Raw genomic sequence first — 22,277 nt, 5'->3', positions numbered from 1 at the left:
TGGCGGGCAGTGGCGCCCGGCGGATCAGACGGCGAACAACAGGAACTCTCGCTCCCATGAGCTGATCACGCGCTTGAAGTTTTCGTGCTCGGCCCGTTTCACCGCGACGTAGCCGGTGATGAACTTCTGGCCCAGGTACTTCTCGATGGTCTTGCTGTTTTCCATGCGCTCCAGAGCGTCTTCGATGGTCAGCGGCAGACGCAGGTTGCGGCGTTCATAACCACGGCCCACCACCGGCGCACTCGGGTTGTGGCCTTCGACCATGCCGATGTAGCCACACAGCAGGCTGGCGGCGATCGCCAGGTACGGGTTGGCGTCGGCACCCGGCAGACGGTTTTCCACCCGGCGGTTCTGCGGCCCGGCATCCGGCACCCGCAGTCCTACGGTGCGGTTCTCCTCGCCCCACTCGACGTTCACCGGCGCCGAGGTATCGGGCAGGAAGCGGCGGAACGAGTTGACGTTGGGGGCGAACAGCGGCAGCAGCTCGGGAATGAACTTCTGCAGGCCGCCGATGTGGTTGAGGAACAGCTGGCTCATGGTCCCGTCTTCGTTGGAGAAGACGTTCTTGCCGGTGTTGATGTCGATGATGCTCTGGTGCAGGTGCATGGCACTGCCCGGCTCGCCGGTCATGGGCTTGGCCATGAAGGTGGCGGCCACGTCGTGCTTGAGCGCGGCTTCGCGCATGGTGCGCTTGAACACCAGGATCTGGTCGGCCAGGGACAGGGCATCGCCATGACGGAAGTTGATTTCCATCTGCGCCGTGCCGTCCTCGTGGATCAGCGTGTCCAGGTCCAGCTCCTGCAGTTCGCACCAGTCGTAGACGTCTTCGAACAGCGGGTCGAACTCGTTCGCGGCTTCAATGGAGAACGACTGGCGGCCGGTTTCCGGGCGGCCGGAGCGGCCGATCGGCGGCTGCAGCGGGTAGTCCGGGTCGTCACTGCGCTTGGTCAGGTAGAACTCCATCTCCGGCGCCACGATGGGCTGCCAGCCATGGTCGGCGTAGAGCTTGAGCACTTTCTTCAGGACGTTGCGCGGCGACAGCTCGATGGGGTTGCCCTGCTTGTCGTAGGTGTCGTGGATCACCTGAGCGGTGGGCTCGATGGCCCAAGGCACCAGGTACACCGCGTTCTGGTCCGGTCGGCAGACCATGTCGATGTCGGCCGGGTCCAGCAGTTCGTAATAGATGTCGTCTTCGACATAGTCGCCGGTCACGGTCTGCAGCAACACGCTTTCGGGCAGACGCATGCCTTTCTCGGCAATGAACTTGTTGGTCGGCGAGATCTTGCCCCGGGTGATCCCGGTCAAGTCGCCGATCATGCATTCGACTTCTGTGATCTTGTGGTCTTTCAACCAATCGGTGAGCTGGTCGAGGTTGTTACTCATAAATGCCTCTAGGCTGAGTTTCCTGACTCTCTATTAAGTCAGGCCTTGTGTGACGCTTCGGCGTCGCGTTGTCTTGCCCGCTTGCGGCAGGCCTCACCAAAAGCCCGGAAAATGGCCAGGTAGTGAGGGTTGCAGCTTACCTGCCATTCGGGGTGCCATTGCACCCCCAACGCAAAAGCCTTGCTTGCTTGGACTGAAACGGCTTCCACCAGCCCATCGGGCGCCAGGGCCTCGACCCGCAGGCCCGGGGCCAGACGCTCGATGCCCTGGGCATGGATCGAATTGACGTGTATGCGTTCGGGCAGGCCCAGCTCCGCCAATACGCCACCGGCCTTGACGTGCAGCTCATGGGCCGGTGCATACCAGGCGTCCAGCGGCTGGCCGGGCTGTTCTGCGTGTCGGTGGTCCATGAACGGCTGCACTTCATGCACGTTCTGGTGAAGGCTGCCGCCCAGGGCGACATTCATTTCCTGGAACCCGCGGCAGATGCCCAGCACCGGAACTCCGGCGGCAATCGCGGCATTCAACAGCGGCAGAGTGGTAGCGTCCCGTGCAGAATCATGAGCAGTGCCCGGCGCACTGGCGGGGCCCTGGTAATGAATGGGTTCGATATTGGAGGGGGAACCGGTAAAGAGAATGCCGTCCAGACCGTCCAGAATATCGGACGGGGAAAACAGTTTCGCCATGGATGGGAGGATCACCGGCACGCCCTGGGCGGCGCTGGCTACTGCGTGGACATACTCGTCGCCACTGATGTGATAAGCATGCAGACCGATCTGCCTGGAGCAGGCGGTGATGCCGATTAACGGCAGGCGAGACATGAAACACCCCGGTATTATTGCTGTTATGGGTTTGATTCGAGCTTAGCCTTGTTCATTTTTTTACACAACACCCCCGTAAAAAATACAACACGGCCCGCTCAAGCCTGCGGCACCCACGGCAGCCGGAACCCAAAAAACGCCCTGTTTTGCCCCAAAAGAGCCTTGCCAGCCCTTTATTAGGGCATAAAGGGCCTTACTTGACTTCGGCATGCCGTTCGGGTTGACTGAAACCAGAAAAGATCAATGATTGATATTTTTAACAACAAAGGTGTTGCATCATGTCGGTACCCCCGCGTGCCGTTCAGCTCAACGAAGCGAACGCGTTCCTTAAGGAACATCCTGAGGTTCTGTACGTTGACCTTCTGATTGCGGATATGAATGGTGTGGTGCGCGGCAAGCGCATCGAACGCACCAGCCTCCACAAGGTTTACGAGAAAGGCATCAACCTGCCGGCCTCCCTGTTTGCCCTGGATATCAATGGCTCTACGGTGGAAAGCACCGGCCTGGGCCTGGACATCGGCGATGCTGACCGAATCTGCTATCCAATCCCCGATACCCTGTGCAACGAACCCTGGCAGAAGCGCCCGACCGCGCAACTGCTGATGACCATGCACGAACTCGAAGGCGATCCGTTCTTCGCCGACCCGCGGGAAGTGCTGCGCCAGGTCGTGACCAAGTTCGACGAACTGGGCCTGACCATCTGCGCGGCCTTTGAACTGGAGTTCTACCTGATCGACCAGGAGAATGTGAACGGTCGTCCACAGCCTCCGCGTTCGCCGATCTCCGGCAAACGTCCGCATTCCACCCAGGTCTACCTGATCGACGACCTCGACGAATACGTCGATTGCCTCCAGGACATCCTCGAAGGTGCCAAGGAACAAGGCATCCCGGCGGACGCCATCGTCAAGGAAAGTGCCCCGGCACAATTCGAAGTCAACCTGCACCACGTGGCCGACCCGATCAAAGCCTGCGACTACGCGGTACTGCTCAAGCGCCTGATCAAGAACATCGCCTACGACCATGAGATGGACACCACCTTCATGGCCAAGCCTTACCCGGGCCAGGCGGGCAACGGTCTGCACGTCCACATTTCGGTTCTGGATAAAGATGGCAAGAACATCTTTGCCAGCGAGGATCCCGAGCAGAACGCCGCACTGCGTCACGCGATCGGCGGTGTGCTCGAGACCCTACCGGCGCAGATGGCTTTCCTCTGCCCGAACGTCAACTCCTACCGTCGTTTCGGTGCACAGTTCTATGTGCCGAACTCGCCGAGCTGGGGCCTGGACAACCGTACCGTGGCCATTCGCGTACCGACGGGGTCCGCTGATGCGGTGCGCATCGAACACCGGGTTGCCGGTGCCGACGCCAACCCGTACCTGCTGATGGCTTCGGTCCTGGCGGGCGTGCACCACGGCCTGACCAACAAGATCGAGCCGGGCGCGCCTACCGAAGGCAACTCCTACGAGCAGAACGAGCAGAGCCTGCCGAACAACCTGCGCGATGCCCTGCGCGAGTTGGACGACAGCGAAGTCATGGCCAAGTACATCGACCCGAAATACATCGATATCTTCGTCGCCTGTAAAGAGAGCGAGCTGGAGGAGTTCGAACACTCCATCTCCGACCTCGAGTACAACTGGTACCTGCACACCGTGTAAGCGCCAGTTGCATGAAGAACGCCGCAGGGTTTACCCCCGCGGCGTTTTTTTGTGCCCGTGATTCGCATGCGCAATAGCCCCGGGCTGCGGCTACAGGGATGCCTGCCCACTCGCGTACAATGCCCGCTGCCCTGTAGGAGACACCGATGACGCGCACCGCCCCGCTCCGCAAACCCCGTGCACGCAGCCAGGCCCGGATCGACTCGATACTCGAAGCCGCACGGACCCTGCTGGCGGCCGAGGGCGTGGCCAGCCTGTCGATCTACAGCGTGGCCGAAAAGGCGCAGATCCCGCCGTCATCGGTCTATCACTTCTTCGCCAGCGTTCCGGCCCTGCTGGAAGCGCTCACCGCCGACGTGCACGCGGCATTCCGCGCCTGCCTGCAAGCGCCCATCGACCACGAGCAGCTCGCCAGCTGGCACGACCTGTCACGCCTGGTGGAGCAACGCATGCTGGCCATCTACGACGCAGACGCGGCGGCCCGCCAGCTGATCCTCGCCCAGCACGGCCTGACCGAAGTCACCCAGGCCGACCGCCAGCACGACATCGAGCTGGGGGACCTGATGCACAAGTTGTTCAATCAGCACTTCGAGCTGCCAAGATTGCCCGCCGATGTGGACGTGTTCGCCCTGGCCATGGAGCTGGGAGACCGGGTGTACGCCCGCTCAGTGCAACAGCACGGGCAGATCACCCCGCGCATGGCCGAGGAAGGCATGCGCGTGTTCGATGCCTACCTGGGCCTGTACCTGCCGCCCTACCTGGCCAAGCGCCCCACCGCGCCCTGAGGCCAGCGCCTGGGGTGCTCAGGCCTGGCGCAACAAAAGTCGGTCGATGCTGTGGTCCGCCGACTTGTGGATGATCAGGTTGGCCCGCTCGCGGGTCGGCAGGATGTTTTCAACGAGGTTTTTCAGGTTGACCCGGTCCCAGGTATCGGAGGCGACCGACAGCGCCTCGGTATCGGACAGGCCCTTGTACTTGTTGAAGTAGGAGTCCGCCGACTGGAAGGCGGTGTTCTTCAGATAGACGAACCGCTCCAGGTACCAGGTCTTGATGGTCGCTTGCGGGGCGTCGACATAGATCGAGAAATCGATGAAGTCCAAGGCATTCAAGCCTTGCCCCCGCTCCCCCTGCAACACGTTCAAGCCTTCCAGGATGATGATGTCCGGCGCCTCCACCGACTGCGCCTCGTCGGCCAGGATGTCGTAGCGGACATGGGAATAGATGGGAATCCGCGCTGCTTCGCCCCGGCGGCACACCGCCTGGAGAAAATCCACGAACAGCGGTTCATCGTAGGATTCGGGAAACCCCTTGCGGTGCAGAATATTTTTTTCCTGCAGGGTCGCCAGCGGATACAGAAATGAATCCGTGGTCACCAGGTGCACATTGGGTTTGCCCGGCCAATAGGCCAGCAGCGCCGCCAGGACCCGGGCAAAACTGCTCTTGCCCACCGCCACGCTGCCGGAAACGCCAATCACGTAGGGCGCCTTGAAGCCGGTCTGCGGCACCTTGAGCGATTGCACTTGTGCCGCGTGCAAATGCAGCAGGCGCGACAGCGGCAGGAGAATCTGCCGCACCTCTTCGGGCGCCATGGGCTGGGTCGGACTGGTCAGCGTCTCCATCTCGGATGGCGCAAGACTCATCGGTTCCCCGGCCCGCAGAGCGGCCCAATGGTCGCGATCGAACTCCAGATACCCCACGTTTGGACCCTGCTCTGTTGTCATGTTTACTGTTCAGGTCTTGCCGAAAGCAGGGAAAGTATCAAATCTGACCGGTATTTACAGCGCCCATGAAAAAGCCCCGAAGGGCTTGCACCGTTCGGGGCCGTGATCGTGCATGACTCACAACTTGGCGATCGACACCTCGGTGGACTTCACAAAGGCAATCACTTCACTGCCAATCGACAGCTCCAGCTCTTTCACCGAGCGGGTGGTGATCACCGAAGTGACGATTCCGGAAGCGGTCTGCACGTCGATTTCCGACAGCACATCGCCTTCGACGATTTCCTTGATGGTGCCCTTGAACTGGTTGCGTACGTTGATGGCCTTGATGGTCATGGTGTTTCTCCTAAGGTCGAAAAACAGAGCTGCAAGCTTCAAGCGGTCAGCTGCAAGCACAAGCACGACGCTCTTGCTTGCCGCTCGCCGCTGGAAACTTGCCGCTGCTCTAGAGCGCCCAACGCAACTGCGTGGGCAAGGGTGAAACGGGTTCCGGTTCCGGCGGCGAGCCGGGCAGTGACAACACGCGATTGAGGACTTCGGTTTCCAGCGCCGCCAGACGATGGGAACCCCGCACCCGCGGGCGTGGCAGTTCGACGTGCAGGTCCAGGCCCACTTCGCCGTCCTCGATCAGGATCACCCGATCGGCAATCGCCACCGCCTCGCTGACATCGTGAGTCACCAGCAGCACGGTGAAGCCATGCTGCTGCCACAGGCGTTCGATCAGTTGCTGCATCTCAATCCGGGTCAAGGCATCCAGCGCTCCCAGCGGCTCATCCAGCAGCAACAGCCGGGGCTGGTGGATCAAGGCGCGGGCCAGCGCCACGCGCTGCTTCTGCCCACCGGACAAGGCCGCCGGCCATTCCTGGGCTCGGTCCGCCAGCCCCACCGCTTCAAGGGCTTGCAGGGCTTGCGGGCGCCAGTTGCCCTTGAGCCCGAGCCCGACGTTGTCGATGACTTTTTTCCAGGGCAGCAAGCGCGCTTCCTGGAACATCAGCCGGGTGTCTTCAATGGCCGCGCTCAAGGGCGCGGAACCGGCCAGCAACTCACCGGCGCTGGGCCGGTCGAGGCCGGCCAGCAGGCGCAGCAAGGTGCTTTTGCCGCAGCCGCTGCGCCCCACCACCGCGACGAACTGGCCGGCGGGAATGTGCAGGTCGATGTCCCGCAGCACCTGCCGCGAGCCGAAGGTCTTTTGCAGTTTGCGCACCGCCAGGGGAATGCCCTGCAGCAGCCGCGGAGGTTGTTGAGCGGTCATTGGGCACCGCCTTTGGCCACTTGGTAGGCCGGGTGCCAGCGCAGCCAGACCCGTTCCAGGCCACGCGCGGCCAGGTCCGCCAGCTTGCCGAGCACGGCGTACAGAACAATCGCCAGCACCACCACGTCGGTCTGCAGGAACTCCCGGGCGTTCATCGCCAGGTAGCCGATGCCGGAGCTGGCAGAGATGGTTTCCGCAACGATCAGGGTCAGCCACATGAAGCCCAGGGCAAAGCGCACGCCCACCAGGATCGAGGGCAAGGCCCCCGGTAGGATCACCTGGCGAAACAAAGCGAAACCGGACAGGCCGTAGCTGCGAGCCATCTCCACCAGCGCCGGGTCGACGTTGCGGATGCCGTGGTAAGTGTTGAGGTAGATCGGGAACAGCGTGCCCAGTGCTACCAGGAAAATCTTCGCCGACTCATCGATGCCGAACCACAGGATCACCAGCGGAATCAGCGCCAGGTGCGGCACGTTGCGGATCATCTGCACCGAGCTGTCCAGCAGCCGCTCGCCCCACTTCGACAAGCCGGTGATGAAGCCCAGCGCCAGGCCGATGCCGCCACCAATGACGAAGCCCAGCCCGGCGCGCCAGCCGCTGATGGCCAGGTGGGTCCAGATATCACCACTGCGCACCAGGTTGACCCCGGCCTCGATCACGGCACTGGGGGCCGGCAGGATGCGGGTCGACAGCCAGCCCGCCGACACCGACAGCTGCCACACCGCGAGCAGCAGCAACGGCAGGCCCCAGGGCGCCAGACGCTGCACTATGCGTTGTCCATTCATGGCCGCACCTCAGCTCTGCGACGCGGCTTTGGGAATGATGTCGTTGGCGACCATCTCGCCGAACGGGCTGACGTAGCCGGCGGCTTCGGGCAGCTTGGGCCGTTCGATATCCAGGTGCGGGAACAGCAGCTCGGCCACGCGATAGGACTCTTCCAGGTGCGGATAACCGGAGAAGATGAAGGTGTCGATGCCCAGGTCCGCGTACTCTTTCATCCGCGCCGCCACGGTCGGGCCGTCCCCCACCAGGGCAGTGCCGGCCCCGCCACGCACCAGGCCAACACCCGCCCAGAGGTTGGGGCTGACTTCCAGCTTGTCGCGACGGCCACCATGCAAGGCCGCCATGCGTTGCTGGCCCACGGAGTCGAAACGTGCGAGGGACGCCTGGGCCCGGGCGATGGTGTCGTCGTCCAGATGGGAAATCAGGCGTTCGGCAGCCTGCCAGGCCTCGGCGTTGGTTTCCCGCACAATCACGTGCAGGCGGATGCCGAAACGCACGGTGCGCCCGAGCTTGGCGGCCTTGTCGCGCACCTGATGGATCTTCTCGGCCACGGCGGCCGGCGGTTCGCCCCAGGTCAGGACCATCTCCACCTGCTCGGCGGCCAGGTCCTGGGCGGCTTCCGAAGAGCCACCGAAATACAGCGGCGGACGCGGTTGTTGCAGCGGCGGATAGAGCAGCTTGGCGCCCTTCACGCTGATGTGCTGGCCGTCGTAGTCCACGGTTTCACCTTCCAGCACTCGCCGCCAGATACGGGTGAACTCCACGGAGGCCTGATAACGCTCTTCATGGTCGAGGAACAAGCCATCGCCGGCCAACTCGTCGGGATCGCCACCGGTCACCAGGTTGAACAGCGCCCGGCCACCGGACAGCCGGTCCAGGGTTGCCGCCTGGCGGGCCGCCACCGTCGGGGAAATGATCCCTGGGCGCAGGGCTACGAGGAACTTCAGACGCTGGGTCACCGGAATCAGCGAGGCGGCGACCAGCCAGGAGTCCTCGCAGGAGCGCCCGGTGGGAATCAGCACGCCACCAAAGCCCAGGCGATCGGCAGCCTGGGCGATCTGTTGCAGGTAAGCGTGATCGACGGCGCGGGCGCCTTCGGCGGTGCCAAGGTAATGGCCGTCGCCGTGGGTCGGCAGGAACCAGAAGATATTGAGGCTCATGGAGTTGTCTCCTAAGGGGTCGAATTACGGCGCTTTGGCCACGGCGGCGGTGGGCGTCCAGATCACGTCTTTGATGCTCAGAGGCTTGGGAATCAGCTTGAGCTGATAGAAGCTGTCGGCAATTTTCTGCTGCGCGGCGACCACTTCAGGAGTCAGGAAACCCGCGCCGTAACCCTGGCGCTTCACCGACGTCAGGGTGATGTCGGCAGGCAAGCCCAGCAGCGGCGCCACCTGCTCGGTGACCTCCTGGGGGTTGGCCTTGGACCACTCGCCCACCGCCCGCACTTCTTCCACCAGGGTGCTGATCACCTCGGGATGCTGTTGCGCGTAGGGTTTGGTCGCCAGGTAGAACTGGTGGTTGTCGACGATGCCGCTGCCGTCACGCAGGGTGCGGGCTTGCAGTTGCTGTTCGGCTGCCGCCTGGTAGGGGTCCCAGATCACCCAGGCATCCACGCTGCCACGCTCGAAGGCGGCACGGGCATCGGCGGGCGGCAGGAACACGGTCTGGATATCGCTGTACTTGAGGCCGGCGTCTTCCAGGGCGCGGACCAGCAGGTAATGGACGTTGGAGCCCTTGTTCAGCACCACCTTCTTGCCCTTGAGGTCCTGCACCGACTGGATCGGTGACCCCTTGGGCACCAGGATCGCTTCGCTGTGAGGCGCTGGCGGTTCGTAGGCCACGTACAGCAGGTCGGCGCCTGCGGCCTGAGCGAATACCGGTGGGGTCTCGCCGGTCACGCCGAAATCGATGGAGCCGACGTTGAGGCCTTCCAGCAGCTGTGGGCCACCGGGAAATTCGGTCCACTGCACCTCGACGCCCTGCTGCGCCAGGCGCTTCTCCAGGGAGCCCTTGGCCTTGAGCAGCACCAGGGTGCCGTATTTCTGATAGCCGATCCGCAAGGTTTCGGCCTGAGCTTGAACAATGGCGCCGAAGGACACAGCCGCAGCAAACAGAGCGACCAGACCGCGACGCAAAATGACAGGGCGCATGGCGCTCTCCTTTTTGCTGTGGGGTTGTGGCTGCACCTGCTTGCCCGTTGGCGGGCGAGTAAGGCGAGTCGTTCAATCGGGGGTGAAGCTCAAATGCTCCAGCGAGCACTCAACAGGCGTTCATTCAGCAGATGCGGGTCCAGCGGTTTGGGGCGACGGGCCATGGCGCTATGAAACTGTTCCAGGGCCTCTTTCAAACGCAGCTCCAGGGCCTCGGCCAGCTGCGGCTGGGCACTGCCTTCGCCGTAGGCGATCTGGCTGTCCTCGGCAAAGATGCCCTGGAGCATTTCCTGGGCCTTGAGCGCCGAGAGCACCGGCTTCAGCGCGTAATCCACCGCCAGCATGTGAGCGATGCTGCCGCCGGTGGCCATGGGCAGCACCACCTTGTGGCTCAGGGCGCGCTCGGGCAGCAGGTCGAGCAGGGTTTTCAGGGCCCCGGAAAACGACGCCTTGTACACCGGCGTGGCGATCAGCAGGCCATCGGCCTGTTCGATCTGTTGCAACAGGTCAATGACCTTGGGGCTGTCGAAGCGCGCGTGGAGCAGGTCTTCGGCCGGGAAATCCCGCACCTGGTAGCTGACCACTTCCACGCCTTGCTGCTGTAACCAGCGCTTGGCCAACTCCAGCAGCACCCCGGAACGGGAGCGTTGGCTGGGACTGCCACCGAGAGAGACCACCAGCATGCAGAAAATTCCTTGAACGAAGAAAGCGATTCGCGGGATGCGATCTCGCCGGACTGAACAGACCTTAACAGCCTATTTATATATCCATAAATCTTATTTATTCATTTGTTTATTCCTTAAATGAATATAAAAAGCCGTGCTCTCCAGGCAAAAAAATAGGCCGTCGAAACGGCCTTAAAACCCCTGCTTTATGGATCTGTTACTCCGGCGCCCTGCGCAGGAGCGGGCTTGCCCGTGAAAGGGTCCGCGAAACGTGCACCGGCCTCACCACCGCCTTCGCCGGCAAACCGGCTCCTGCAGCGGTGAGTCGGTCAGCGATTGGGTTGCGGGGTCAGGCGCAGGTAGGGCTTCACTGCGCGATAACCCTTGGGAAAGCGTCGTTTGATCTCTTCCTCGTCCTTGAGCGAGGGCACGATGACCACTTCGTCACCGTCCTGCCAGTTGGCCGGGGTGGCCACCTTGTAGTTATCGGTGAGTTGCAGCGAGTCGATGACCCGGAGAATTTCGTTGAAGTTGCGCCCCGTGCTGGCCGGATAGGTAATGGTCAGGCGAATCTTCTTGTTCGGGTCGATGACGAACAGCGAACGCACGGTCAGGGTGTCGCTGGCGTTGGGGTGGATCAGGTCATAGAGGTCCGAGACCTTGCGATCGGCGTCCGCCAGAATCGGGAAGTTGACCCGGGTGTTCTGGGTCTCGTTGATATCCTCGATCCACTTGTGATGCGAATCCACCGGGTCCACCGACAGGGCAATGGCTTTCACCCCGCGCTGGGCGAATTCGTCCTTGAGCTTGGCAGTAAAGCCCAGCTCGGTGGTGCACACCGGGGTGAAGTCCGCCGGATGAGAAAACAGCACGCCCCAGCTGTCGCCCAGCCACTCGTGGAAACGAATCTTGCCGGCACTGGAATCCTGTTCGAAGTCGGGGGCGATGTCGCCCAGTCTGAGGCTCATGGATGCTGCTCCTGTGAGTGCGTGATGGCGCTACTCTGCCTGCACGGGAGACTATTTAAAAAGAATAAATATCGATTTATTAATAACAGTAAAGAATATTAAAAATCTCTTCACTGGACGCGCGCGCAGGCGAAGACCACCCTTCTCAACAAGGTTCGAGAAGGCCTTGAGTCGCTGTAAAAAGAGGGGATCTCAGGAAGGGCTCACGGGGGTGGGCCTGACTTGAAGCAACACCTCGCCCGGCATTGCGCCGGGCGAGGTTTTATCACGCTATTACAGCAGCGGGATCGAGTAGCTGACGATCAGGCGGTTTTCGTCCTGGTCGCGCTGGCCCGGAATGTCGTTACGCCACATGGCGTTTTTCCAGGTCAGACCGAGGTTCTTCAGCGGACCTTGCGGAACCACGTAGGACAGGGTCAGGTCGCGCTCCCACTCGGTGCCGCCAGTGCCCAGGGTAGGGTTTTTATCAGCGCCGATTTTACCAGCGGTGTCGATGTTGTTACCGCGCAGGTAAATGATGCCGGCGGTCAGGCCAGGCACGCCAACCTTGGCGAAGTCATAGGCGTAGCGAGCCTGCCAGGTACGCTCGCCGGCACGGGCGAACTTCTGGATCTGCATGTCGGTAATGATGCTGGCGGACGAACCGTCACCCTGGTTCAGCCAAGGGAAGTCGCTGTCGCCATTGCTGTACTGATAGCCACCGCCGAAGGTGTGACCTTCAACCGAGTACAGAGCCAAGTAGCTGTACAGGTTGTTATCAACTTTACCCTTGGTGGTAGTGCCACCGTAGTAGCCCGATGTGAAGTAAGCAGGGGTATCGCCATTGGAGCCGTTGTCGCGGCTGCGGTAGTAGCGCAAGTCGCTTTTCAGCACTCCAGGACCAATGGACCAGTTGTGCACCAGGCCCAGGAAGTTCTGCGAATAGAAGTCTTTCAGCTCACCGTGGTAGTACGAAGCGGTCAGATCCTTGGTGATCTTGTAGTCAGCACCACCGTAGTAGAACTTGTTGCTGAACTTGCCTTTGCTGAAGTCGGAGCCGCCGTTGGCGCCGGCAATCGACAGGCCTTCGTTGTTAGTCGAGTTACGCCCTTTGGCGTGTTCGATCTGACCTGCAGTCAGGGTCAGGTCCTTGATCTCGTTCGAAGTGATCTGGCCGCCCTGGAAGGTTTGCGGCAACAGACGACCGTCGTTGTACTTGATCACTGGGTTGTTCGGCTGCAGGGTACCGATCTTCAACTCGGTCTGGGAAACCTTGACCTTGCCGGTCAGGCCCAGGCTGGAGAAGTCATTGACCGCCTCAGCGTTGTTGCCGTTGGTAGAGTGAGTCGGGAAAACGGTACCGCCATAAGAGGTCTTACTCGCACCGTTAGTACCACCACCGGAGTCCAGACGAACGCCCAACAGGCCGATAGCATCCAGACCGAAGCCTACGGTGCCTTCGGTATAGCCAGAAGTGAAGTTGAAGATGAAGCCTTGCCCCCACTCTTCCTGCTTGCTCTGGGCTTTGGCGGCTTTGGTATCGCCATCACGGTTATCGGTATTGATATAGAAGTTACGCAGCCCCAAGGTGGCCTTGCTGTCTTCGATGAAACCGGCGGCGCCTGCCTGCTGCGCCAAAACCCCTACGGCCACAGCCAGGGCCAAGGTGGACTTGTTCATGTTTCGCTCCTCTCGTTTCTAGTTCTTGTGGTTCCTGGCCCCGGATCGAACGCCCGGGTGCCACAGATGCGCGATTAGCGCCAGACCGTGACCGATAAGTCAATCGTAACGATCTGTGTCTACGACCATGGTCTAATCGCAATGATTTGGTCCCTGCAGGGTAATGAATTACTCATAAACCCAAAAAGAATTGTTTAATTCTTTTTCATGCCTTTCAGGAATAAAGCTCGCTATTAATACGCCAAACGTCCCAGCGTAGACGCTCACAAGCTAATTGCTGAAAAGATTGCTCCCACTTCTGCGGCCCATGATCCGATGCGCTGTGCGCGCAAAACGTCAAACAGGATCAAAAAAGCGACGCAATCATGGCTAAGTGCTTATCCTCCCGTCAATTTGTTACAGTTTTTGTATCGAAATGAAATTTTTCTGACATGTGCAACGCGCGGCCACGGCCCGATCAACTGACCGGGCCGTGGCCGCGCGCTGTGCAAAGAGGCGGGTTCAGAGGGCTTTTTCGAAGATTTTCGAATTGCGCTGATAGTTGTACAACGAGGCCCGGGCCGATGGCAGGCGCTCGACGCTGCTGGGCACGAAACCACGCTCACGGAACCAGTGGGCAGTCCGCGTGGTGAGGACGAACAACGTCTTCAGGCCTTGGGCACGGGCCCGGGTCTCGATCCGTTCCAGCAATTCGTCGCCACGCTTGCCATGACGGTACTCGGGGTTCACCGCCAGGCACGCCAGTTCGCCGGCATCGGAATCGGCAATCGGGTACAGGGCCGCGCAGGCGATAATCATGCCCTCGCGCTCCACCACACTGAACTGCTCGATCTCGCGCTCCAGCACCTCGCGGGAGCGCCGCACCAGGATGCCCTGCTCTTCCAGCGGGCTGATCAGGTCCAGCAGACCACCCACGTCTTCAATCGCCGCCTCGCGCACCCGCTCGAACTGCTCCTGGGCCACCAGGGTGCCGCCGCCGTCGCGGGTAAAGAGCTCGGTCAGCAGCGCACCGTCCTCGGCGTAGCTGACGATATGGCTGCGCCCGACCCCGCCGCGGCACGCCTCGGCAGCCGCATCCAGCAGTTCGGCCTGATAGTTGCCGCCCAGGCGCTGCAGGTGCGCCGGCACCTGTTGCGGACGCAGCTCGCGCACCAGCTTGCCGTTTTCATCCAACAGCCCCAGGTCGGCACCAAACAGCAACAGCTTGTCGGCCCCCAGGTCGATGGCGGCGCGGGTGGCCACGTCTTCGCAGGCCAGGTTGAAGGTTTCCCCGGTAGGCGAATAGCCCAGAGGCGAGAGCAGCACGATGGAGCGCTCATCCAGCAGGCGATTGATGCCCTTGCGGTCGACCCGGCGTACTTCGCCGGTGTGGTGATAGTCGACGCCTTCAAGCACACCGATCGGACGGGCGGTCACCAGGTTGCCGCTGGCCACCCGCAGCCGCGAGCCCTGCATCGGCGAGGAAGCCATGTCCATGGACAAGCGAGCCTCGATGGCGATGCGCAACTGGCCCACGGCGTCGATCACGCATTCCAGGGTCGCCGCGTCGGTGATCCGCAGGCCGTGATGGTAATGCGGCGTGAGGCCGCGCGCCGCCAGGCGGGCTTCGATCTGTGGACGCGAGCCATGCACCAGCACCAGCCGCACGCCCAGGCTGTGGAGCAGCACCAGGTCGTGGACGATGTTGCCGAAGTTGGGATGTTCAACGCCGTCGCCGGGCAGCATGACCACAAAGGTGCAGTCGCGGTGGGCGTTGATATAGGGAGACGCGTGGCGAAGCCAATTGACGTATTCGGGCATGAACCTGAGCCTGTAAATAAAAAGCAGCCTATGAAAGGACGAAACGGAAAACTCACGGCGGGCTGATGGTTATCGTCGGAACAGGCTTGGCAACACGCTTACTCTCCTCATGGGTACGGACAGGAACGCCGGCAATTTACTTAAAACCGGGCCGGTGTCAGGCAGTAATGTTCAATCAATTCACGTAATAGATGCACGGTAGGCTGCAAGCGTGACATTTCGAGGTACTCCCCCGGCTGGTGGGCACAGGCAATGTCGCCCGGGCCGAGCACCAGGGTCTCGCAGCCAAGGCGCTGAAGATAAGGTGCTTCGGTGCCAAACGCCACTGCTTCGGCGCGATGCCCGGTCAACCGCTCCGCTACCCGCACCAGCTCGGCATCCTCGGGCTGCTCGAAAGGCGGGACGGCGGGGAACAGCGGCGCATAGTCGATCTGCACTTCATGGCGTTCGGCAATTGGCTTGAGCTTCTGCCGGATCGCTTCACGCAGCATGGCCGGGTTCATGCCCGGCAAGGGGCGCAGGTCGAACTCCAGGGAACACTGGCCACAAATGCGGTTGGGATTGTCGCCCCCATGGATGCAGCCGAAGTTCAGGGTCGGTTGCGGCACGCTGAACTGCGCATTGCGGTACTCGCGTTGCCACAGCAAGCGCAGACCGCGCAGTTCACCGATGGCGTCGTGCATCGCCTCCAGAGCGCTGCGGCCCAGGCTCGGGTCCGACGAGTGACCGCTGCGGCCGAGGATATCGATGCGTTCCATCATCACCCCCTTGTGCAGGCGGATCGGCTTGAGCCCCGTCGGCTCACCGATCACCGCTGCGCGCCCCAGCGGGCGACCAGCCTCTGCCAGGGCCCGGGCGCCGGCCATGGAACTCTCTTCGTCACAGGTGGCGAGGATCAGCAGCGGCTGCTTGAAGGGCTGATCCAGCAAGGGCCGCACCGCCTCGATGATCAGGGCAAAGAAGCCCTTCATGTCACAACTGCCCAGGCCGACCCAGCGGCCGTCAACTTCGGTCAACGTCAAGGGGTCGGTCTGCCACAGCGCGCTGTCATAGGGCACGGTGTCGCTGTGACCGGCCAGTACCAAACCGCCGGGACCACTGCCAAGGCTCGCCAACAGGTTGAACTTGCCGGGGCTGACCGGCTGAATGTCGCAGGCAAAACCCAGGTCGCCTAGCCAGCCGGCCAGCAAGTCGATGACCGCGCGGTTGGACTGATCCAGGGCGGCCTGGGTACAGCTCACCGATGGCGTGGCGATCAGTGCGGCGAACTGCTCCTTCATGGACGGCAGGGGCATGAGCGGTCTCCGGGAATCCCAATGTGAGGTCCATCATAGAGGCATCCCGCAAGCGGAAGGAACCGCCGCGGCACCTCCGGGCGCCTTGTCCTGTACACTGCACGGCCTTGGCAGCCAACTCTTCCCCGGCTGCGCTCCCGATCCTGGATTTTCCGGCCATGCAGAAAGAAACCGAAATCAAACTCCGCGTCAGCCGCGAAACCCTCGCTGCTCTGCGCGAGCACCCGCTACTGAAAAAACGCAACAAAAGTGGCTGGGAACGCCGTGAGCTGATGAATCAGTACTTCGACACCCCAGAGCGTGATCTGGCCCGGGCCAAAGTTGCCCTGCGCCTGCGTCGCGACGGCGATGCGGTGATCCAGACCCTGAAGACCAGCGGCCAGAGCGTCGCCGGCCTGTCCGAACGCAACGAGTACGACTGGCAACTGGCCAAGGCCAAGCTGGACGTGAAGAAACTCGAAGGTGAATGCTGGCCCAAGTCTTTGGCCGACCTGGACAAGAAGACCCTCAAGCCGCTATTCACCACCGACTTTGTCCGTGAGCGCGCGGAAATCGCCTGGGGCCGGGGCAAGGCCAAGGTCGTGATCGAAGCCGCCCTGGACCTGGGCCAGGTGATCGCCGGCAAGCACAAGGAAGAAATCTGCGAGCTGGAACTGGAATTGCGTGAAGGTGAACCGGCCGCTCTGCTGGAGCTGGCGGCGGAACTGGCCCTCACCCTGCCGCTGATGCCTTGCGACATCAGCAAGGCCGAACGTGGCTATCGCCTGTTCGATGCCGGCAGCTACTCGCTGAGCCTGCCCGCTCCGCAATTGAGCGCCGAGATGCCCCTGGACGACGCTTTCGCCGCCCTGGCCTGGCATCTGCTGGGTAGCAGCCAGCGCCTGGCCGAACAGTTCCGCTTCAACGGCCACTGGCGCCTGCTGCAGGACTGGGTGGACAACCTCGCCGAACTGCGGGCCCTGGCCAGCAGCCTGGGCCAGGCAGCGCCACGCCAGTCCACCGCCGAGCTGCGCAGTGCCCTGGACGCCCTGCTGGAAGACTGGCGCCCACTGGTACAGGCCGGCCTCGATGATGAAGACGTGCGCAAGGCCGCGCCGGAACAGTTCATCGAAGAATTGCAGGACGTGCGCTGGGGCCTGTTCTCGCTGAACACCTCGCGCTGGCTGCTGGCCCGCGCCTGGAGCGCCGAGCGCAATACCCGCGGCAATCGCCAGGGCGCCGCACAACTGGCCAGCTGGCTGCCACGCCTGCTGGCCGAAGAAGCCCGCTCGCTGCAACTGCCGCGCTACCAGCAACAGCCGGAAGACCTGGCCGAGCAACTGCCGCGCATCGAGCGCATCCAGGCCTGGCTGCATCACGCCCGCGCCGTCCTGGAGATCCCGGAACTGGACCGCCTCTACGGTGAACTGAACAAGCTGGCACAACTGGCCAACGAGCCGATCACCGACGAAGCCCTCGATGCCCGCAAGCAACAGGCCATCGCAGTGTTCCAGAACCGTGCCTGGAAAATGCTCCTGCGCCTGTAAACCCGCCCGTCAGCGCATGACCGGCAGGCTGGTGGTGGACTTGATCTCCGACAGGGCAACGATCGAGTTCACCTCCTGAATCCCCGGCACCATGGACAGCTTCTCGAAGAAGAAGCGTTCATACGCCTCGATGTCCGCGGTCACGATCCGCAGCAGAAAGTCCACCGCGCCCATCAGCACATAGCACTCCAGCACCTCCGGAAAGCCACGAATCGCCTCGGTGAATTCGGTGAAGTTGGAACGTCCGTGGGCGTTGAGCTTGATCTCGGCAAAGATCTGCGTGTTGAGGCCGATTTTCTTGCGATCAAGCAAGGTCACCTGGCCGCGAATCACCCCCTCTTCCTTCATCCGCTGAATGCGCCGCCAGCAGGGCGACTGGGACAACCCCACCTGCTCGGCGATCTGCGCGCTGGAAAGCGAAGCATCCTCCTGCAGCAAGGCCAGAATCCGGCGGTCATAGGCATCCAGCTCGCTATGCATAAAAATCACCCATAATCGAAAAAAATTGAATTGAACAATTCATCTTCAAGCAAACAAGGCCCATCTTAGATAAGAAATACCGGGAAACGAATGTAAAAATTTCTCCACTGACCTGGAGACCGCCATGCCCCCTTTCGAGCCAGCCCCCCGCGCCGATGTCTGGAACCTCAACAATGCCCGCTGCCGCGTGCTCTACCGGATAGTGGCCGACGCCGAAGCCGATGTGCTGTGTCGGATCCTCAACCACTTCGCCCTGCAGTTCCTGGTGCCACAGCGGCTCTCGATGCAGCAACAGGACGCCACATTGCACATCGAGGTGGAACTCGATGACCTGAGCTGGCACCGGGCCCGAGTGATCGGCGACAAGCTGCGCAACCTGATCAGTGTCTGTGGCGTGGAACTGCAGTTGGCGGAGGCCTCGCGCCTGCAAGCCGCGGGCTGATCCCGGCAAAACCCTGCAACCCTTGGCCGCGCCCCCTTGAGCCCCTCGGGACTATTCTTGGCAGCTTGTGCGCCGAGACCCACGTCTCGGCAACAGCCCCAAGGAGCCTCCCATGAGTGCCGCGCACATTCCTCAGGACCGCTGGCTGGACCTTCGCGAGCTGCTGCGGGAACTGCTGGCCCAGGGTCGCATCAGCCAGGACGCCGCTGAACAGGTACTGAGCAGCCGCCCCCATGCGGCCGGCAACGTGTTGCATCCCCTGGAACTGATCGCCGACCAGCAACTGCCTGACCTGCAGCAGCCGGGCCGGCACCTGGACCTGGACAACCTGACGGCCTGGCTGGCCCGGCAAGCCGGCCAGCCTTACCTGCGCATCGACCCGTTGCGCATCGATGTGCCCAGCATCACGCCGCTGATGTCCCACGCGTTCGCCCAGCGACACAAGATCCTCGCCGTGGCCGTGGACGCACAAAACGTTACCGTGGCCAGCGCGCAACCTTACGTCAGCGCCTGGGAAAGCGACCTGGCCCATGCCCTCAAGCGCACCGTGCGGCGAGTGGTGGCCAGCCCCCAGGATATCCAGCGCCTGACCCTGGAGTTCTATCGCCTGGCCAGATCGGTCAGCGGCGCCAGCAATGAGCAGAAGGCCGGCGGCCTGGGCAGCTTCGAACAATTGCTCAAGCTGGGCGCCAGCGACCAGGAACCGGATGCCGACGATGCGCATATCGTCAATATCGTCGACTGGCTGTTCCAGTACGCGTTCCAGCAGCGGGCCAGCGACATCCATATCGAACCGCGCCGCGAGCACGGCACCCTGCGCTTTCGCATCGATGGCGTGCTGCACAACGTCTATCAGTTCCCACCCCAAGTCACCCTGGCCATCGTCAGCCGTCTCAAGAGCCTGGGGCGAATGAACGTCGCGGAAAAACGCAGGCCCCAGGATGGGCGGGTCAAGACCCGCCCGCCCGAAGGCCCTGAGATCGAACTGCGGCTCTCGACCCTGCCCACCGCCTTCGGCGAGAAACTGGTGATGCGCATCTTCGATCCCCAGGTCTTGCTCAAGGACTACGCCCAACTGGGCTTCAGCGCCCACGACCTGAGCCGCTGGCAAGCCATGACCGCCCAGGCCCACGGCATCATCCTGGTCACCGGCCCCACCGGCTCGGGCAAGACCAGCAGCCTCTACGCCACGCTGAAGCAGCTTGCGACCCCCGAGGTCAACCTGTGCACCATCGAAGACCCGATCGAGATGATCGAGCCGGCGTTCAACCAGATGCAGGTCCAGCACCCTATCGACCTGGACTTCGCAAGCGGTGTGCGCGCACTGATGCGCCAGGACCCGGACATCATCATGATCGGCGAAATTCGCGACCTGGAAACGGCCGAAATGGCCATCCAGGCCGCACTCACCGGGCACCTGGTGCTCTCCACCCTGCACACCAACGACGCCCCCGGAGCCATCAGCCGCCTGCTGGAACTGGGCGTGCCGCATTACCTGATCAAGGCCACCCTGATCGGGGTCATGGCCCAGCGCCTGCTACGCACCCTGTGCCCGCACTGCAAGGCCCCTGCCGAGCTGGCCGAGGAAGACTGGAAAGACCTGACCGGAGCCAAAGAACCGCTACCCGTGCCTGCTGCCCAGCGCGCCGTGGGGTGCGCCGAATGCCGGGGCACCGGCTACCACGGGCGCACCGGCGTCTACGAGATCATGCCCTTGAGCCGTGCGCTCAAAAGCATGATTCATCACGACCTGGACCTGACCAACCTGCACCGCCAGGCATCCGCAGAGGGCATGCGCAGCCTGCGCCAGGCCGCCGCGCACACGCTGGCCAAGGGCCTCACCAGCCTTGAAGAAGTCCTGCGGGTCACGCCACAAAACGAGCATCCGCAACGCGCTACAACTCGCCCGCAGGCGAACCCTGAGCACTGAACTACGCTTTAAACACCGCCAAAAATGAGCAGGAAGCCAGGCATGAATATTCGTCACAACATGATCGCCTCCGGGGTTCTCAGCCTGCTGGCCATAACGCTGGTGGCCGGCCTCGGCCTCTGGGGCCAATCACGCCTGGCCAGTGCCCTGCATGACAATGAACTCAATGCCAGCGCCCTGCGCAATCACCTGGAAGCCGACATGATGCACGACGCCCTGCGGGCCGACGTGCTGGAAGCGCTGAGCAGCGAACCCGGCGACAGCGCGGCCGGCGAGGAGGTGCGTGGCAGCCTGCGCGAGCACGGCGACTGGTTCCGCAAGGCCCTGGCGGAAAACGCCAAACTGCCCCTGGCGCCGGATATCCGCGATGCCATCAGCGAGCTGCAGCCGGTCCTGGAGAACTACATCCATGCCGCCGAGAGCATCGCCGAGCAGGCCCTCAAGGACCCGCAGGCGGCACGCCTGCACATGCAGGAGTTTTCCCAACGCTTCAGTGAAGTGGAAACCCGCAATACCGCCCTGAGCAGCAAGATCGAAGCCAGCACCGCGCAGACCCGCGAAGACAGCGAGCGCGCCGTGCGCCAGGCCGCCTGGTGGCTGATCGGCGGTAGCTTGATTGCCGCCCTGGCCTTGTGCCTGCTGACCCGCCAGTTGCTCATTCGCGTGCTCAAGCCACTGGAAAAGTCTGTCGCCACGGCCCGGGCCATTGCCCTGGGGAACCTGACCACGGTCATCAGCATCGACAGCCAGGACGAAGCTGGCCAGTTGCAACAGGCCCTGGGCGAGATGCAGGACAACCTGCGGCAGATGATCACCACCATCCGCCATGAGAGCGAGGAGCTGCGGGGCCGCTCCCACAGCCTCAGCGACACCTCGCTGGGTATCGCCGAAGGCGCCACCGAGCAGGCCGACGGCGCCACCAACATGGCCGCCGCCATGGAGCAGATGATCAGCAACATCGCCCAGGTCGCCGAGCACGCCCGCAATGCCCAGGGCATTGCCGCCCACTCCGAATCCCTGGCCGGCAGCGGCGGCCAGGTGATACTCGGGGTGGTAGACGGCATGAGCCACATCGCCGAGGCGGTGAATCAGTCGTCCCAGAGCATCACCGCTTTGGGCCAGTCCTCTGAGGAAATCCATTCGATCATCCAGGTGATCAATGGCATCGCCGAGCAGACCAACCTGCTGGCCCTGAATGCCGCCATCGAAGCGGCCAGGGCCGGTGAGGCCGGACGCGGATTCGCCGTGGTCGCCGACGAGGTTCGCAACCTGGCGGCACGCACCGCGCAATCCACCCGGGAGATCACCGGCATGATCGAGCGGATCCGGGAAACCACCGAACAGGCGGTGAGCAGCATGCAAACCGGGGTCAGCCGGGTCAGCGACGGGGTGCACATGGCCCAGCAGGCGGGCACCTCGATCAATGAGATTCGCCAGGGTGCGCAACGCTCGGCGCTGATGGTGGAAGAGATATCCCACACCATCGGCGAGCAATCCAAGGCCAGCAGCGAAGTGGCGCACCGGGTGGAAATGATCAGCCAGGTGGCGCAGCGCAACAGCCAGGCCATGCGTGATCTGACCCTCACGGTGGAGCAGATGGAAAACTCCGTGGCCACGCTGCAGACCTCCGTCACACGCTTCCGGCTCTGAAGCCTGGAAACGGATCACGCCGGTGATGTGTGTCCTGATGATGCAGGAGCCGCGGTATCTCAGCGTCAAGTCGGGGAGCCCCGTACACTCGGCTCCCCGA

Annotated in this window: 20 protein-coding genes and 1 pseudogene; 7 read left to right on the top strand and 14 right to left on the bottom strand. The window is 62.4% G+C overall.

Annotation, left to right across the window (positions count from 1 at the left end):
* Window positions 1-24: 24 nt before the first annotated feature.
* The gene (locus LXM55_RS14200; protein ID WP_011064101.1) at window positions 25-1,383 is read right to left on the bottom strand and encodes a glutamine synthetase family protein; all 1,359 of its coding nucleotides are present in this window, start codon (window positions 1,381-1,383) and stop codon (window positions 25-27) included.
* A 38-nt stretch (window positions 1,384-1,421) separates the two neighbouring features.
* The gene (locus LXM55_RS14195) at window positions 1,422-2,204 is read right to left on the bottom strand and encodes a gamma-glutamyl-gamma-aminobutyrate hydrolase family protein (protein ID WP_233320920.1); all 783 of its coding nucleotides are present in this window, start codon (window positions 2,202-2,204) and stop codon (window positions 1,422-1,424) included.
* 278 nt (window positions 2,205-2,482) lie between these two features.
* Between LXM55_RS14195 and LXM55_RS14190 the strand changes: the two genes are divergently transcribed.
* Both LXM55_RS14190 and LXM55_RS14185 read left to right on the top strand, forming a co-directional pair.
* Window positions 2,483-3,859 (top strand): glutamine synthetase family protein, encoded by a 1,377-nt coding sequence (locus LXM55_RS14190; RefSeq protein ID WP_011064103.1) that lies wholly within the window; start codon window positions 2,483-2,485, stop codon window positions 3,857-3,859.
* A 146-nt stretch (window positions 3,860-4,005) separates the two neighbouring features.
* On the top strand, window positions 4,006-4,644 hold the full coding sequence (locus LXM55_RS14185; protein WP_233320919.1) for a TetR/AcrR family transcriptional regulator: 639 nt from the start codon (window positions 4,006-4,008) through the stop codon (window positions 4,642-4,644).
* Window positions 4,645-4,662: 18 nt separating this feature from the next.
* Here the strand turns inward: LXM55_RS14185 and coaA are convergent, their stop codons facing one another.
* From coaA to argE, 11 genes are all read right to left on the bottom strand, one after another.
* The gene (gene coaA, locus LXM55_RS14180) at window positions 4,663-5,580 is read right to left on the bottom strand and encodes a type I pantothenate kinase (RefSeq protein ID WP_267924393.1); all 918 of its coding nucleotides are present in this window, start codon (window positions 5,578-5,580) and stop codon (window positions 4,663-4,665) included.
* 117 nt (window positions 5,581-5,697) lie between these two features.
* The gene (locus tag LXM55_RS14175; RefSeq protein WP_011064106.1) at window positions 5,698-5,913 is read right to left on the bottom strand and encodes a TOBE domain-containing protein; all 216 of its coding nucleotides are present in this window, start codon (window positions 5,911-5,913) and stop codon (window positions 5,698-5,700) included.
* Window positions 5,914-6,022: 109 nt separating this feature from the next.
* Window positions 6,023-6,829 (bottom strand): aliphatic sulfonates ABC transporter ATP-binding protein, encoded by an 807-nt coding sequence (gene ssuB, locus LXM55_RS14170; protein WP_233320917.1) that lies wholly within the window; start codon window positions 6,827-6,829, stop codon window positions 6,023-6,025.
* Entirely contained in the window at window positions 6,826-7,614 is a 789-nt protein-coding gene (gene ssuC, locus LXM55_RS14165; protein ID WP_233320916.1) for an aliphatic sulfonate ABC transporter permease SsuC, read from the bottom strand. Before ssuC ends, ssuB begins: the two co-directional genes overlap by 4 nt.
* 9 nt (window positions 7,615-7,623) lie before the next feature.
* Entirely contained in the window at window positions 7,624-8,772 is a 1,149-nt protein-coding gene (gene ssuD, locus LXM55_RS14160; protein WP_233320915.1) for an FMNH2-dependent alkanesulfonate monooxygenase, read from the bottom strand.
* Between the two features lie 24 nt (window positions 8,773-8,796).
* The gene (locus tag LXM55_RS14155) at window positions 8,797-9,762 is read right to left on the bottom strand and encodes a sulfonate ABC transporter substrate-binding protein (protein ID WP_233320914.1); all 966 of its coding nucleotides are present in this window, start codon (window positions 9,760-9,762) and stop codon (window positions 8,797-8,799) included.
* Between the two features lie 89 nt (window positions 9,763-9,851).
* Entirely contained in the window at window positions 9,852-10,445 is a 594-nt protein-coding gene (gene ssuE / locus LXM55_RS14150) for an NADPH-dependent FMN reductase (RefSeq protein ID WP_233320913.1), read from the bottom strand.
* Window positions 10,446-10,756: 311 nt separating this feature from the next.
* Entirely contained in the window at window positions 10,757-11,395 is a 639-nt protein-coding gene (locus LXM55_RS14145) for a peroxiredoxin (protein ID WP_233320912.1), read from the bottom strand.
* A 273-nt stretch (window positions 11,396-11,668) separates the two neighbouring features.
* Window positions 11,669-13,054 (bottom strand): OprD family porin, encoded by a 1,386-nt coding sequence (locus LXM55_RS14140; protein WP_233320911.1) that lies wholly within the window; start codon window positions 13,052-13,054, stop codon window positions 11,669-11,671.
* Between the two features lie 501 nt (window positions 13,055-13,555).
* A complete protein-coding gene (gene argA, locus LXM55_RS14135) occupies window positions 13,556-14,854 on the bottom strand; it encodes an amino-acid N-acetyltransferase (RefSeq protein ID WP_233320910.1) in 1,299 nt (432 codons plus the stop codon).
* A gap of 140 nt (window positions 14,855-14,994) precedes the next feature.
* Window positions 14,995-16,149: an acetylornithine deacetylase gene (gene argE / locus LXM55_RS14130; RefSeq protein ID WP_233320909.1), complete on the bottom strand. Its 1,155-nt coding sequence runs from the start codon at window positions 16,147-16,149 to the stop codon at window positions 14,995-14,997.
* A gap of 158 nt (window positions 16,150-16,307) precedes the next feature.
* Here argE and LXM55_RS14125 point away from each other — a divergent pair, with 158 nt between their 5' ends.
* Entirely contained in the window at window positions 16,308-17,675 is a 1,368-nt protein-coding gene (locus tag LXM55_RS14125) for a CYTH domain-containing protein (RefSeq protein ID WP_233320908.1), read from the top strand.
* A gap of 9 nt (window positions 17,676-17,684) precedes the next feature.
* On the opposite strand, the gene LXM55_RS14120 is transcribed toward LXM55_RS14125, so the two are convergent.
* Window positions 17,685-18,155 carry an Lrp/AsnC family transcriptional regulator gene (locus LXM55_RS14120; RefSeq protein WP_047338086.1) on the bottom strand — a complete coding sequence of 157 codons (471 nt, stop codon included), beginning with the start codon at window positions 18,153-18,155 and terminating at the stop codon, window positions 17,685-17,687.
* Window positions 18,156-18,279: 124 nt separating this feature from the next.
* Between LXM55_RS14120 and LXM55_RS14115 the strand changes: the two genes are divergently transcribed.
* The 4 genes and pseudogenes from LXM55_RS14115 (at window position 18,280) to LXM55_RS32680 (ending at window position 22,177) form a co-directional block, all read left to right on the top strand.
* On the top strand, window positions 18,280-18,597 hold the full coding sequence (locus tag LXM55_RS14115) for a hypothetical protein (RefSeq protein WP_233320907.1): 318 nt from the start codon (window positions 18,280-18,282) through the stop codon (window positions 18,595-18,597).
* Window positions 18,598-18,709: 112 nt separating this feature from the next.
* Window positions 18,710-20,527 (top strand): GspE/PulE family protein, encoded by a 1,818-nt coding sequence (locus tag LXM55_RS14110; RefSeq protein ID WP_233320906.1) that lies wholly within the window; start codon window positions 18,710-18,712, stop codon window positions 20,525-20,527.
* 24 nt (window positions 20,528-20,551) lie between these two features.
* A pseudogene (locus tag LXM55_RS32685) lies at window positions 20,552-21,322 on the top strand (HAMP domain-containing protein); the annotation flags it as partial.
* The gene (locus tag LXM55_RS32680; protein ID WP_442799759.1) at window positions 21,314-22,177 is read left to right on the top strand and encodes a methyl-accepting chemotaxis protein; all 864 of its coding nucleotides are present in this window, start codon (window positions 21,314-21,316) and stop codon (window positions 22,175-22,177) included. The pseudogene LXM55_RS32685 and the gene LXM55_RS32680, both read left to right, overlap by 9 nt.
* Window positions 22,178-22,277 lie beyond the last annotated feature (100 nt).

The organism is Pseudomonas sp. Au-Pse12 (genome assembly GCF_021341665.1).
GTDB lineage: Bacteria > Pseudomonadota > Gammaproteobacteria > Pseudomonadales > Pseudomonadaceae > Aquipseudomonas.
This window is presented reverse-complemented; position numbering and strand designations above follow the sequence as displayed.

Bases quoted from the DNA above. Each gene is read 5' to 3' on its own strand.
- LXM55_RS14200 (WP_011064101.1), bottom strand. From the start codon at position 1,383: ATGAGTAACAACCTCGACCAGCTCACCGATTGGTTGAAAGACCACAAG.
- LXM55_RS14195 (WP_233320920.1), bottom strand. From the start codon at position 2,204: ATGTCTCGCCTGCCGTTAATCGGCATCACCGCCTGCTCCAGGCAGATC.
- LXM55_RS14190 (WP_011064103.1), top strand. From the start codon at position 2,483: ATGTCGGTACCCCCGCGTGCCGTTCAGCTCAACGAAGCGAACGCGTTC.
- LXM55_RS14185 (WP_233320919.1), top strand. From the start codon at position 4,006: ATGACGCGCACCGCCCCGCTCCGCAAACCCCGTGCACGCAGCCAGGCC.
- coaA (WP_267924393.1), bottom strand. From the start codon at position 5,580: ATGACAACAGAGCAGGGTCCAAACGTGGGGTATCTGGAGTTCGATCGC.
- LXM55_RS14175 (WP_011064106.1), bottom strand. From the start codon at position 5,913: ATGACCATCAAGGCCATCAACGTACGCAACCAGTTCAAGGGCACCATC.
- ssuB (WP_233320917.1), bottom strand. From the start codon at position 6,829: ATGACCGCTCAACAACCTCCGCGGCTGCTGCAGGGCATTCCCCTGGCG.
- ssuC (WP_233320916.1), bottom strand. From the start codon at position 7,614: ATGAATGGACAACGCATAGTGCAGCGTCTGGCGCCCTGGGGCCTGCCG.
- ssuD (WP_233320915.1), bottom strand. From the start codon at position 8,772: ATGAGCCTCAATATCTTCTGGTTCCTGCCGACCCACGGCGACGGCCAT.
- LXM55_RS14155 (WP_233320914.1), bottom strand. From the start codon at position 9,762: ATGCGCCCTGTCATTTTGCGTCGCGGTCTGGTCGCTCTGTTTGCTGCG.
- ssuE (WP_233320913.1), bottom strand. From the start codon at position 10,445: ATGCTGGTGGTCTCTCTCGGTGGCAGTCCCAGCCAACGCTCCCGTTCC.
- LXM55_RS14145 (WP_233320912.1), bottom strand. From the start codon at position 11,395: ATGAGCCTCAGACTGGGCGACATCGCCCCCGACTTCGAACAGGATTCC.
- LXM55_RS14140 (WP_233320911.1), bottom strand. From the start codon at position 13,054: ATGAACAAGTCCACCTTGGCCCTGGCTGTGGCCGTAGGGGTTTTGGCG.
- argA (WP_233320910.1), bottom strand. From the start codon at position 14,854: ATGCCCGAATACGTCAATTGGCTTCGCCACGCGTCTCCCTATATCAAC.
- argE (WP_233320909.1), bottom strand. From the start codon at position 16,149: ATGCCCCTGCCGTCCATGAAGGAGCAGTTCGCCGCACTGATCGCCACG.
- LXM55_RS14125 (WP_233320908.1), top strand. From the start codon at position 16,308: ATGCAGAAAGAAACCGAAATCAAACTCCGCGTCAGCCGCGAAACCCTC.
- LXM55_RS14120 (WP_047338086.1), bottom strand. From the start codon at position 18,155: ATGCATAGCGAGCTGGATGCCTATGACCGCCGGATTCTGGCCTTGCTG.
- LXM55_RS14115 (WP_233320907.1), top strand. From the start codon at position 18,280: ATGCCCCCTTTCGAGCCAGCCCCCCGCGCCGATGTCTGGAACCTCAAC.
- LXM55_RS14110 (WP_233320906.1), top strand. From the start codon at position 18,710: ATGAGTGCCGCGCACATTCCTCAGGACCGCTGGCTGGACCTTCGCGAG.
- LXM55_RS32680 (WP_442799759.1), top strand. From the start codon at position 21,314: ATGCAGGACAACCTGCGGCAGATGATCACCACCATCCGCCATGAGAGC.